This window comes from Burkholderia savannae, from assembly GCF_001524445.2.
Lineage (GTDB): Bacteria > Pseudomonadota > Gammaproteobacteria > Burkholderiales > Burkholderiaceae > Burkholderia > Burkholderia savannae.
This window is the reverse complement of sequence record NZ_CP013418.1, coordinates 2,574,884-2,588,351: the sequence shown is the minus strand read 5'-3', so window position 1 is coordinate 2,588,351 and position 13,468 is coordinate 2,574,884. Positions and strand designations below refer to the sequence as shown.

Genomic DNA, 13,468 nt, shown 5'->3' with positions numbered 1-13,468 from the left:
GAAAGCGCCCGAAAGGAACCGAGGCCGCGCGGCCCGGTCATTCGTATACGCTATCGCTTTGTCCACACACGAACCTATTGTCTTGAATCATGCGAGTCGGCCGCCCCGTTCCCGCCCTGCCTCAACCCGTCTGCGACTACTGCGGCGCGAAAGCGACGCTCGCGCGCTACGGCGAAGAAGCGTATCCATACCGCGAAGATCACGGCGAGCTGTGGATCTGCCCGCCGTGCGACGCATGGATCGGCGTCTTTCCGCGCAGCCGGCGCCACGTGCCGCTCGGCCGGCTCGCGAACGCCGAGCTCAGGCACGCGAAGTCCGAGCTGCATGCGGCGCTCGAGCCGCTCGTCGCCGCGAAGATGCGGCGCGACGGCTGCAACGCGTTCGAAGCGCGCGCGAAAGGCATACGCTGGCTCGCGACGCAACTGGGGCTCGACGCCACGTCGAACACGATCCACACGTTCGATCTCGACGCGTGCCGCGGCGCGCTGCGGCTCGTCGAGCAATTCATATCCCGCAAATCGCCGCCCGCGCATTCGTAATACTTATTCGCCATTACTGCGGCGCATCAAACGCTTTTCACATCCCAGCTTACATTCTGCCTTTATCGAATTTGGTTCAAACGAATTACGCTTCTAAATTTTTTAGATCGAATCAAAAAAAGTTTGACGCTTCAATTTTTTCCTTGCTATCTTTTCGCAAACAAATGCCGCATCGATACGCGGCGCAAGCATTAACCAAACATCTGCCTGACCGAATTCTTCCAATTTAATTACGTTATTTACGAGGGGCGGCTTTCAATCCACGAAGAAACCGCGGCACGCTTCCGGACAATCGATTAATTCCAGATTAACCGGCAATCCTTCGCCATTCATCGCGAATCGGAAATATCGAAAATCACTCGATTAATACGGATTTTCGAGATTGGATTCCCGAGCGGCGCAAAGCGAATGCCGGAATCTCGGTGGGCGAGCGTTTGGCCGGCGCGGCCAACGAAGGCGGCAAACGACGAACGATGCGCGCGGCGAGAGGGCGCCGCGCACCGCCGACGCGCAGGCAGCATGACTGATTTGACGGCCCCGACCGGCTCGCCCGGTTCCGGCCGGTCTACTGAGTAGGTGTTCCGTCTCGCGCGCCGCTTCGTCGCGGCTGCGCGACGGGCTCGTGTTGTCCGAATTTGCTGAAAGACGCGGTACAGCCGCCGCGTGACGGATCGACGCCGATCCGCCGCGCCGCACGCGGATCGCGCAACGAATTGCGGCGCGGCGCAAGCAGTGCTTTCGCGCGCCATATGAATGGGATTCCTAAGCATTTGACGAACGGCCCGCCGAATCGGGCGCGCGTTCGCGTCGGCATGCGGGTGCGCCCGACGCCGCCGCGAACGTCGAGCTCGACCACGCCGCGCCGCCTCAGCCATCCATCGAAGGGAGGGAATCATGTCGCCGTGAACGTCAGCTTCGCCGCATCGCCGTGCATCGGCTGCGCGCCGCGCGTCCCTACCCCGTCGGACCCAGGCTGCGCATCCGTTCTTCATCATTTTCTTGGGACTCCAAAAATGCAGAGAACTCAGCATGTCAACCGGCTATTCTCGAAACGCTTCGCGCTGTCGCTGCTACCGCTGGCGATCGCCGCTGCGTTGTCCCCGCTTTCCTCGCAAGCCGCATCCGACTGGGCACCGACCCGCACCGACGCCTTCCTGATCGCGCGCGCGCCCGCCGCCGCCGCATCGCAGACGCTCGCCAAGACGGCGCCGAGCTACACGCTCAACGTGATCGGCACGCCCGAGCTCACCGACACGAACGTCACGCCGCTCGAGCTGAGCCAGCCGCTGCGCGTGACCATCGTGCTGAAGAGCCGCAACGAAGCGCAGCTCGACGCGCTCGTGCGCGAAGTGAACCAGCCCGGTAGCGCGAACTATCGCAAGTACCTGACGCCCGAGCAGTTCAAGGCGCGCTTCGCGCCGACCGACGGCCAGGTGCAGGCCGTCGTCGCGCACCTGAAGGCGAACGGCTTCAGCAACGTCACGGTATCGGCGAACAACAAGCTGATTTTCGCGGAAGGCAACGCGTCGAACGCGGAGCGCGGCTTCCGCACGACGCTCAAGCGCTTCAACTATCGCGGCAAGGCGGTCTACGCCAACGACTCGGCCGCGCTGGTGCCCGCATCGCTGAGCCCGTTCGTCGAATCGGTGCTCGGGCTGCAGAGCGCAGCCGTTCCGCATCGGCTGATCCATCGCGGCACGCCGGCCGACGCGCGCATCCAGACGGACACGATCACGAAGAACGCGACGACGGGCGGCTCGCAGGTCGGCCATCAGCCGACCGATTTCGCGCAGATCTACGACGCAAGCGGCCTGCCCGCCGCGACCAATACGACGGTCGGGATCATCACGTGGGGCGACATGACGCAGACGATCGCCGACTTGAACACGTTCACGCAGAACGCGGGCCTGCCGACCGTCAACACCGCCGTCGTCGCGGGCAGCTCGGGCACGCTCGCGAACGACGGCGATCCGAGCGAATGGGATCTCGACAGCCAGACGATCATCGGCACGTCGGGCGGCGTGAAGCAGCTCATCTTCTATGCGGCCGTCAACGGCGACAGCAACGACAACGGCCTCACGAACGCGACGCTGACCGCCGCGTACAACAAGGCCGTCACCGACAACGTCGCGAAGGTCATCAACGTATCGCTCGGCGAAGACGAGGCGGCCGCGAATTCGGACGGCTCGCTCTCCGCGAACGACGCGGTGTTCAAACAGGCGGTCGCGCAGGGGCAAATCTTCTCGGTGTCGTCGGGCGACGCGGGCGTCTATCAATGGTCGACCTCGCCGTACGGTTCGCCGGGCTACGTCGGCACGTACAGCGGCGGCCGGGTCACGACGAAGATCAATCTGGCGAAGTACAGCGTGTCGTCGCCGGCGAGCTCGCCGTACGTCGTCGCGGTCGGCGGCACGACGCTGTCGACGAACGGCACGACGACCTGGGCGGGCGAAACCGTGTGGAACGAAGGGCTCGCCTACGCGGACGTCAACAGCAGCGGCCAGGTGCTCGACAACGCGGTGCGGCTGTGGGCGACAGGCGGCGGCGTGAGCGGCTACGAGACGGCGCCGAGCTGGCAGACGGCCGCGCTCGGCAGTTCGGTGACGAAGCGCGTGGTGCCGGACGTCGCGTTCGACGCCGCGCAATCGACGGGCGCGTATCTCGTGATCAACGGCCAGACGAATCAGCTGGTCGGCGGCACGAGCCTCGCGTCGCCGATCTTCGTCGGCGGCTGGGCGCGCGTCGAATCGGCGAACAGCAACAGCCTCGGCCTGCCGACGTCGGCCTTCTATCAGGGCCTGCCGAGCAATGCGTCGCTGCTGCACGACGTGACGTCGGGCAACAACGGCTACAACAACTACGGCTATAGCGCGACGTCCGGATGGGATTACGACACCGGCTTCGGCAGCCTCGATTTCGCGAAGGTCAGCGCGAGTTCGGTGAAGTAACGGGCGGGAAACGCCGCGCGTGGCCGGTTCGGGGCGCGCGGCGGGTTTCGTGCCGGCATGCCGGTGCCGGCGCGCCGGCGTGCCGGCGTGGCGAATACGCCGGCAAATGCGGTGAATTCGAGATGCAAGTTCGACACGCGCAACCGAAACTCGGGCCCGCGCGGCATGCGTCGGAAGTCGATTGCCGGCGGGTGCATGGCCGTCGATGAGGGCGACGCTTTTCATCGAGAGGCAAATTTCGGCCGAGTGCGCGTCACTGCGGCTTGCTTGCCGCGAGGGGTCGGTTCATTCGGGCGCTCGGGTCAGCGGCCGATCGAACTCGCGGACAGCGCCGCCGCGCAGGCGGAAGACGAATCGATACTGACCGGCCGGTCGGAACGCCTCCCTCACTCTCCTTTTCGAATCGGATCGTTTTCGATCGATATCGCAACGCCTGCGATCGATTCAGGCCTGCACGGATGCCGCCGTCACGCGATGCCGTCTTACCTCACGCGTACGCTTCGGCCCCCGTGTTCCGTGTTCCGTGTTCCGTGTTCCGTGTTCCGTGTTCCGTGTTCCGAGCGCAGTCCGTTACGCCGCCCGGAACGTCACGTAGCAAGACGGGAGCAGCGCGGCCACACCCTCGCAGAAAATCCAAATTTCCCCATCGATCTCGAACGATTAATCGATGATTTGATATTTTTTATACATTAACGAAGGGAGATTCTACGAAGTAATCAATGGTACGAAAATTGCATCGAAGGCTGTCATCAAAGTTTATCTGGGAGCCTGTCATGCAAAAACTGTTCAATAAATCGGCCATCGCAATCAGTATTTCCACACTTCTCGCGCTTTCGGGCTGCGGATCGGTCGACGGTCCGTCGCTGTCGTCCGGCGGCGTCAAGCCGGCCACCATCGGGACTTCGGGGACTTCGGGGACTTCGGGCACGTCCGGCACCTCGGGTTCGGGCGGCACGTCCGGGTCGTCGGGCACTTCGGGCACTTCGGGTACTTCGGGTACTTCGGGTACTTCGGGTACTTCGGGCACTTCGGGCACTTCGGGCACTTCGGGCACTTCGGGTACTTCGGGTACTTCGGGTACTTCGGGTACTTCGGGTACTTCGGGTACTTCGGGTACTTCGGGTACTTCGGGTACTTCGGGTACTTCGGGTACTTCGGGTACTTCGGGTACCTCGGGTACCTCGGGTACCTCGGGTACTTCGGGTACTTCGGGTACTTCGGGTACTTCGGGTACTTCGGGTACTTCGGGTACTTCGGGTACTTCGGGTACTTCGGGTACTTCGGGTACTTCGGGTACTTCGGGTACTTCGGGTACTTCGGGTACTTCGGGTACTTCGGGTACTTCGGGTACTTCGGGCACTTCGGGCACTTCGGGTACCTCGGGCACTTCCGGTACTTCCGGCACCGCCTCCTCCCCGCTCGGCAACATCCTCGCGCAGACCGGCAACCTGATCACCGCGACGGGCAACGTCGTCTCCGCCACCGGCAACCAGATCTCCGGCACGTCGGTGCCTGGCGTGAACAGCGCGACGACCACGAACCTCGGCAACGCCGTCAGTTCGCTCGGCAACGGCGTCCAGACGCTCGGCAACGGCACCGCCGCCGGCCTCGGCACGCTCGGCACGTCGACGAACCCGCTCGGCCCGACGCTCACGTCGACGTCCGGCGTCGTGTCGAACGTCGGCAATGCCGTTTCGTCGCTCGGCGGCGTCGTGACGAGCATCGGCACCGGCCCCCTCGCGCCGCTCGCGCCCGTCACGTCGCCGCTCGGCGGCGCGGTCGGCACGCTCGGCAGCACCGTCACGCAGGTCGGTTCCGGCCTGAACAGCGTGCTCACGAGCGCGCCCGTCCAGCAACTCGAAACCGGCGTCAGCGCGGTCATCAACCCGATCACGAACGCCGTCTCGGGCACGACGCAAACGATCGGCACCGTCACCGGCCTCGGCGCGCCCGTCAACAATCTGCTGACCACCGTCGGCGGCGGGCTGAACGCGGCCGGCGCGAAGGTGTCGGGCTCGACGAACAACCAGGTGGTCCAGGCGGTCGGCGGCGTCGTCAGCCAGTTGGGCAACACGGTCTCGAGCGTCGGCGGCCTGCTGACGGGCGGCACGACCAATCCGCTCGCGCCGATCACGGGCGCGCTGTCGGGTGGCACGACGAACCCGCTCGCGCCGATCACGAGCGCGCTGTCGGGCGGCACGACGAACCCGCTTGCACCGATCACGAGCGCGCTGTCGGGCGGCACGACGAACCCGCTCGCGCCGATCACGAGCGCGCTGTCGGGCGGCACGACGAACCCGCTTGCCCCCGTCACCGGCCTGCTCGGCGGCGCGTCGGGCTCGACGAGCGGCAACGCGACGACGGGCCTCAACGCCGTGCTGGCGCCCGTCACGAACCTCGTCGGCTCGCTGGCCACCGGCGTGAGCGGCACCGTCGCGACGACGTCGCCCGCCCCGAGCACCGGCTCGACGACGACCGCGCCCGCCACGGGCGTCGTCGGCAGCCTGACCGGCACCACGACCGCGAGCGGCTCGTCGACGACGAATCTGCTCGCGCCCGTGACCAACCTGATCGGCGGCCTGCTCGGCGGCGTCACCGGCAAGTAAGCGCGGGCGAGCCGAACGGCGCGGCGGCCGGGACCAACCAATCCAAACACCCGGCCGCCCGCCGTCCATGTCATGACACGGGGGATGACATGCAATCCACTCTCGACAGCGTCGCGAACGCACAAGAACGGCCGCCGCGCTCGGCGACGCCATTTTCGATCGGCCTCGCCGGCATCGCGGCGGGGCTCGTCACGCTGTGGGCGTCGCGCGGCGCGGCCGCGCTGACCGGCACCGAACGCAGCCTGCTCGCGTGCGCGGCGATCATCGCGACAATCGGCGCGTATGAACTCTTCGTCGCGCGCGTCCATCTGCGCCCGAGCGCCGGTCTCGCGAACCGCGCGCTGCGGCCGCTCAGCATCGCGCGCGTGTCGCTGCGGCTCGCCGCGCTCGCGTCGGTCTACGCGGGCATCGCACTCGTCTACTGGCTGCTGCCCGAATATCACGGCGCGTTCTACCAGCCGTTCTGGTCGCTCGTCGGCACGCTCGCGCCGTACGTCGCGCTCGCCGCACCGTTCTATTTCGGCTGGATGGACCGCCGCCAGCGCGACGTCGACGACGCCTATCTATGCTGGGCCCGATGGCTGTTGCGGGGGCAGCGCCCGGCCGACTGGCGGCCGATTCGCGAGATGCTCGCCGGCTGGGCCGTGAAGGCGTTCTTCCTGCCGCTGATGGTCGTCTATCTGTCGACCGACGCGGATCGCATCGGCGCGTCGTTCGCCAGCGCCGCGAGCGCGCCGTTCTCGCTCGCGACGTTCCGCTTCATGTACGACCTGTCGTACACGATGGATCTGATGTTCGGCGCGGTCGGCTACCTGTGCACGTTCCGACTTCTCGACAGCCACGTGCGCAGCGTCGAGCCGACGACGCTCGGCTGGCTCGCCGCGCTGATCTGCTACCAGCCGTTCTGGTCGCTGATCGGGAACAACTACATCCACTACGAAGGCTCGATGTTCTGGGACAACTGGCTGCTGTCCGCGCCCGCGATCCGCTTCGCGTGGGGCGTCGTCATCGTCGCGCTGCTGCTCTGCTATGCGTTGTCGACGATCTCGTTCGGACTGCGTTTCTCGAATCTGACGAATCGCGGCATCATCACCTCGGGCCCGTATCGCTTCACGAAGCATCCGGCGTATCTCGCGAAGAACCTGTCGTACTGGATGATCTCGGTGCCGTTCGTCGAGCCGCTCGGCTGGCGTCTCGCGATCATGCATTCGGCCGCGCTCGTCGCGGTGAACCTGCTGTACTGGCTGCGCGCGAAGACCGAGGAACGGCATCTGATGCGCGATCCGGAATATCGTGCGTACGCCGAATGGATCGCGCGGCACGGACTGTTCGCGAAGCTCGGGCGGATGGTCGGATGGGAACGGCACGCGTAGCGCGAACGCGCGGCGATCGAAGCGCCGCGAGCGTCGATGCACATTCGGCATGCCGTCGTGCGCATGACGGGGCGCCGCGCGATCGATCCCGCATGAACGCACGTCCATCGCGCAAGCGGCGAGCGATGCTGCGCCGCGTGCCCGATCGATTCGGCCGCCGAAGCACGCAAGGCCATTTCGAGATTGCGCATCGGAAGAACCGGCGAGCTCACATTCCCTGACATTCGCGCGACGACCTCGAGCAACAGCGCCGACTCCGCGCAAGAGCGCGCCCGCCGATCCTCCGGCGCCGCTTGCGCACCTGCCTTCGGCGCACGGCCGCCGACGCCCCCGCAGCGGCCGCATCGTTTCACGCAGCCTTCCGCCAAGCGCGCGCCGCGTGCCATTGCCTTCCCCTATTTTTTACCGCCGCCCGCGCCGATTCCTCGCTTTTCATCCCATCTGCGTAGTGTGGGCTGTCGTACTTTCCCCGCCGGGCGGCGACGCTATCCTTCGACGCAGATGCATGGCTCGCACGTCGATCCATGTCCGACGCCACGGCCCGACGGTCGCGGCTCCTCCCGCCAACCCGGCCGTCGTAACGACGGCTGGCCGCGCGAACGCGTCTACGGGCGCGCGGCTGGAGTGAATCAGACGAATTGAGCCGAGACCGCCGTTTTGCGGCATCGCTCGCTGATTAAAGGCGGTGCCCGCAACCGTTCGAGACTCGACGATGCCAGCCCGCAGCCCCCGGCGGTTCGATCCGCAGCCCGACTCGCCATTCGACCATTACGCACCGATGCAACGTATCTCGACGATACACAGACTCTGGGCGGCGACGTTCGTCATCGCAGTCGCGAGCGACGTGCTGTCCGGCGCGATCCGCTACTACACGTCGCTCGCCGGCGTCGCAGCGCTCGGCTATCTGCCGAAAGCGCTGATGGTCGCGTGCCTCGGGCTCGCGATCGTCCAGCGGCCGAAGGCGAGCCACGTGCTGATCGCCGCGTATCTGGCGGCGCAGACGTGCGTGTCGCTCGCGAACGGCGTCAGCCTGAGCGCGGTCGGCTTCTGGATCTGGACGATCGCGCCGATGCTGTTCGCGCTCGTCATGCCGCTCGAGGCACTCGACGAGCTCGAGTCGCAGCGGATGCTCCGCGCGTTCGTCGCGCTCGCGCTGCTGTGCATCGGCGGCGTGCTGCTCAATTACTTCGTGAAGCTGCCGTGGGTCGGAGGCAGCGTCGACATCGGCGGCGTCAGCGTGCAGCTCGCGAAGTCGTCGTATGTCGGCACGTCGTCGCGGCTGCCCGGCTTCGGCCGAAGCAGCGCGACGACCGGCCTGATGATCGGACTGCTGACGACCTGGGTGTTTCCGCGCCTGCGCTCGCGGCTCGCGCTCGCCGCGCTGCTCGCGCTGGCGGCCGTCGGCATCTGGGCGACGACGAACAAGACGACGCTCGTCGCGCTCGCGCTCGTCGTCGCACTGCATTTCATGCTGCGCACGCGTTCGCTGCGCACGGCCTGCATCTGGACGACCGCGATCACGATCGCGCTGCCGATCGCCGGCTGGCTCGTCACGCTCGCGAGCACGCAGGACGTCGGCAGCTCGGGCTCGCTGTCCTCGATGCAGGACCGCTTCATCAACACGTGGCCGCTGCTGATCGAAGGGCTGCTGCGCGAGCACCTGATCTGGTTCGGCATCGGGCCCGGCGGATTCGGCTCGGCGGTCGGCTACTACACGGCCGACTTCGGCTTCAACGTCGGCTACGCGGACAACATGGCGCTCTACACCGTCGCGAATTTCGGTGTGATCGGTGCGGCGCTGCTCGTCGCCGCATTCGTGCGCTTCGTCCTCGCGCAACCGGCGAACGATCGGCCCGTCTGGTTGATGTTGTGCTTCCTGCTCGTGAGCGGCGTGACGACGGACATCTGCGAAACGATCGGCTGCCTGCTGTTCCTCGGCGTCACGCTGCGCTCGATCGGTCTGCGCGCGCCGCAGCGCGCGCACGTCGCCAGCGCGCGCATCGCGCTCGAACGGCTGCGATACGACACCGGCGTGATCGCGCCGAACGCGCGCTGAAGCCGCCATGCGCCGCGAAGGAAACGACGACATGAAGAACTGCACGCCCAACCCGCGCCGCCGGCTGCTCGTCGCGCTCGCCGGCGCGGCACTCGGGGCGCCTCGCCTCGCCGGCGCCGCGCGCACCGTCGCGCTGGACGCCGCCTATGCGAACGCCGACGCGAAGCGCGCATACGTCGACTTGCCGGGCTTCGTCGCATCGCGCGACAACACGGGCATCGCGGTGCACGCGATCGGCGACATGAAGCTGCTCGACGCAGTCAAGGACGCCGGCTTCTCGTTCGTCCGGGCCGACCTGTTCTGGGAAGCAGTGGACACACCGCACGGCTGGGACTTCTCGAAATACGACGCGCTCGTCGCCGATCTGTCCGAGCGCGGACTCGGCGCGCTGTTCATTCTCGGCGGCATGCATCGCGTGCACAGCCCGAACCAGCCGCCGACGACGCCCGCTCAGCTCGCCGCGTTCCGCCGGTACGTGTTCAAGGCCGCGCAGCGCTACAAGGGCAAGCCGGTGCGCTTCGAGGTGTGGAACGAGCAGGACCACAAGACCTACTGGCTCGGCGAGCCGTCTCCGGCCGCTTACCGCAACGTGCTGAAGCAGGCGTTGCAAGCGGTGAAGGCCGCGAATCCCGATGCGATCGTCGCGACGGGCGGCGTGCAGCAAGTCAACCGCACGTTCATCCGCGCGGTCGGCGACATCGCCAGCGCAGCGCAGCCCGCGCCCGACGCCGTCAGCGTGCATCCGTACCGGCAAACCGAACCGGAAACGGTGTTCGCCGACTACGCCGCGCTGCGGCGCGACCTGTCGTCGTATCGGACGCGGCAGCAGATCTGGGCGACCGAATGGGCGTACCCGGCCTACGGCTACAACTACGTCGCCGATATCGGCGACGGCCATTCGAGCGTCGCACGCGCGCGGCAGGCGAAGTACGCGGTGCGGCTGCTGCTCGCGAACTGGATTTCGCAGATCGGGCTCACGTCGTACTACGACATTCGCGACGACGGCCGCGATCGCAAGAACATGGAGCACAACTTCGGACTCCTCGACGCCGACAACGGGAAGCTGCCCGCGTACGTCGCGGTTCGCCAACTCTTCTCGTTCACCGGGGATGCCGAACGCGCTCAGTATTTTCTGGATTCGGACGCGCGCTACGTGGTGCTGAAGCTGACCGCCGCGCGCGCGACGAAGTATGCGGTCTGGTGCTACGGCGACGGCAACGCGATCGGCGTCGACCTGTCGCGGCTGCCCGCCGGTGCCGCCGTGACCGACATGTACGGCGCCGGGCTCGATGCCGGCAACCGCAGGCGACTCGACGTTCCGGAAACGCGAGGGCCGATATTCATCACGATCGGAGCATGAGCGTCGCGCCCGGCTCCGCCTTCGCGCCGAGCCGGGCACGCGCTCGATGAAGAGGATTGACTCAGAGGATTGCGGCGGCCTTCGCCGCATATCACGGGAAATAACGATGGATCTGAAAGCACAACCCATTTCGGCGGCTCCGCACGCCAAGAGAAACGACGGGCTCGCGAGCCTGTGGTGGAGCCTCGCTCGGCATCGCACGCTATTCGCGGCGATCGTCGTCGTGTTCTTCGCGCTCGGCCTGCTGTACGCGCTCGTCGCCACGCCGCAATATCGCGCCGAAGCGCTGCTGCGGATTCAAACGAAGCCCGGATCGTCGATCAGCGCGCTGTCGGACGTGTCCGGCACGATCTCGAACGGCCCGTCCGCGAACGACGAGAGCGAGGTGCTGACGTCGCGCGCGATCGTCGGCGCGGCGATCGAACAGATCGGCGCAAACCTCGAGATCCGCACGCTCGACTATTTCCCGCTCGTCGGCCGTCTGCTCGCTTCCGGCCACACGAGCGACGATGAGCTCGCGTCGCCGTTCCTCGGACTGTCCGGCTTCGCATGGGGCGGCGAAAAGCTGAAGCTCGGCGAGCTCTCGCTGCCCGACGCCGCGCTCGGCAAGAAATTCCGGCTCGTCGCGGGTGAAAACGGCCAATGGGCGCTCTACGACAAAAGCGATCGCCTGCTCGCACGCGGCGCGGTCGGCCAGACCGTGCCGTTCGCCGTCGCCGCGGACGGCGAGCGCGCACAGGCGGGACAGATTCGCGTCGACACGCTGCGCGCGCGCGCCGGCATCGCGTTCTCGATCGCCAAGGAGCCGACGCAGCTCGTCTACGACGACGTGATGAAGAAAATGAAGACCGTCGTGGCGAATCGCGATTCGACGCTCGAAGAGCCGTCGATGATGAAGCTCATCTACCAGGCCGACACGCCGCAGCGCGTGCAGGAAATGGTGAACGCGATCGTGCGCGTCTATCTGGATCAGGACATCAAATATCGCGCGGAGAAGGCGCAGCGCAATCTCGACTCGCTGCACGCGCGCCTGCCCGGCCTCAAGAAGGACCTCGAGAAAGCCGAGGACGCGCTGAACCGCTACCGCACCACGACGGGCACGATCGACGTCGACCAGCAAGGCATCGCGCTCATCAACCGGCTGAACTCGCTGTCCGAGCATCAAACCGTGCTGCAACTCGCGCTCGACAACGTGAAGGCGCGCTTCCTGCCGGGCAGCACGACCTATCAGACCGTGCAGACGCAGCTCGATCAGGTGAAGAAGGAAATTCAGCAGACGACCACGGCGGCCAACCGGTTGCCGACCGCGCAACGCGAATTCGTTCGCCTGTCGCGGCAGGTATCGGTCGCGACGCAGCTTTACACGAGCGTGCTGACCAACGCGCAGCAGCTCGAGATCGCCGTGGCGAGCACGACGCCGGGCGTGAGCGTCGTCGATTGGGCAAGCAAGCCGTACAAGAAGGCATGGCCGCAGCGCGGCATCATCATTCTCGGCGCGCTGCTGGGCGGGCTGTTCGCGGGCCTCGCCGCGGCGTATCTGCTTGCGCGCCATCGCGATGAGCTGAACGGTCCGCAATCGATCGCGGACGTGTCGGACATCCCCTGCGTCGCGGTCATCGCACCGTCGCCGGCCGCGCTCGCGCAGCGCGACGACAGGGCCGGCAGCTCACGCGCGGCGGTAAAGCCGCTTGCCGCGCAATATCCGAACGACCCGGGCATCGAGGCGCTGCGCGCGCTGCGCACGAGCCTGCGCGCAGCGCTTGCGCACGACGGCCGCGGCGGCGGCAAGGTGCTCGCGTTCGCGGGCCCGACCGCGGGCGTCGGCAGCAGCTTCGTCGCATCGAATCTCGCGTATCTGTTCGCCGACGCGAACGCGTCGGTGCTGTTCGTCGACGCGGACATGCGCGGCGGTTCGCACAACCCGCTCGGCGTGGGCCGCAACGGCGGCAGCATCGGTCTCGCGAACGTGCTCGAAGGCGGCCAGCCGCTCGACAAGGCGATCGTCAAGCTCGGCAAGAGCAAACTGTCCGTGATGACGCCCGGTACGCTCACGGGATCGAATCCGGGCGAACTGCTCGAGCGCGCCGAGTTCTCGCAGTTGCTGGCGACGCTGCGCACGCGCTACGACTTCGTGATCGTCGACGCGCCCCCCGTGCTCCCGTTCAGCGATGCGCTTTCGATCGCCGCGCAGGATTGCGACGCAGTGCTGATCGTGTCGCGCGGCAGGACGACACGCGCGGCCGAACTCGAAACGGCGCTGCAGCGCCTCGACAGCGTCGGCGCGAAAATCGCCGGCCACATTTTCAATGCATACGTCGCGCCGCCGCGCCCGCCCCGCACGTCGCTGCGGGACGGGTGGCGCGACGTCGCCGAGCGTTGGACCAAGCCTCGACGCCCTGCCCGACCAGCTCAGGCGAAGCAGACGTTCAGGTTGGCGAAAGGAGCCGTCGCGAAAGCCTCTCGAAACTGAAGGCAGAGGCTCCGATCAGATCGGATTCCGAATCGATTCGATACGAAGAAGTAATCGCACCTAAAACCGGAGGTTTCCGCACCTCCGGTTTTTTATTGGCTCAAGCGTTTAAATCT

At 66.4% G+C, this 13,468-nt stretch carries 7 protein-coding genes; all 7 read left to right on the top strand.

The features are described 5' to 3' along the window. Window positions 1–89: 89 nt before the first annotated feature. The 7 genes from WS78_RS32400 (at window position 90) to WS78_RS32355 (ending at window position 13,352) form a co-directional block, all read left to right on the top strand. Window positions 90–539, top strand: coding sequence for a zinc-finger-containing protein (locus WS78_RS32400; RefSeq protein ID WP_038749277.1), 450 nt, complete (start codon window positions 90–92; stop codon window positions 537–539). A 1,013-nt stretch (window positions 540–1,552) separates the two neighbouring features. Continuing rightward, the gene (locus tag WS78_RS32390; protein WP_059579422.1) at window positions 1,553–3,487 is read left to right on the top strand and encodes a S53 family peptidase; all 1,935 of its coding nucleotides are present in this window, start codon (window positions 1,553–1,555) and stop codon (window positions 3,485–3,487) included. A gap of 773 nt (window positions 3,488–4,260) precedes the next feature. Beyond that, window positions 4,261–6,093, top strand: coding sequence for a collagen-like triple helix repeat-containing protein (locus WS78_RS32380; protein ID WP_085701546.1), 1,833 nt, complete (start codon window positions 4,261–4,263; stop codon window positions 6,091–6,093). A gap of 89 nt (window positions 6,094–6,182) precedes the next feature. Further along, complete coding sequence (locus WS78_RS32375; protein ID WP_059576521.1) at window positions 6,183–7,466, top strand: methyltransferase family protein; 1,284 nt, start codon at window positions 6,183–6,185, stop codon at window positions 7,464–7,466. Between the two features lie 712 nt (window positions 7,467–8,178). After that, window positions 8,179–9,522: a hypothetical protein gene (locus tag WS78_RS32365; protein WP_059576522.1), complete on the top strand. Its 1,344-nt coding sequence runs from the start codon at window positions 8,179–8,181 to the stop codon at window positions 9,520–9,522. Between the two features lie 31 nt (window positions 9,523–9,553). Continuing rightward, the gene (locus WS78_RS32360; RefSeq protein WP_059577002.1) at window positions 9,554–10,882 is read left to right on the top strand and encodes a cellulase family glycosylhydrolase; all 1,329 of its coding nucleotides are present in this window, start codon (window positions 9,554–9,556) and stop codon (window positions 10,880–10,882) included. Between the two features lie 106 nt (window positions 10,883–10,988). Then, window positions 10,989–13,352 carry a GNVR domain-containing protein gene (locus WS78_RS32355; RefSeq protein WP_059576525.1) on the top strand — a complete coding sequence of 788 codons (2,364 nt, stop codon included), beginning with the start codon at window positions 10,989–10,991 and terminating at the stop codon, window positions 13,350–13,352. Window positions 13,353–13,468: the final 116 nt, after the last annotated feature.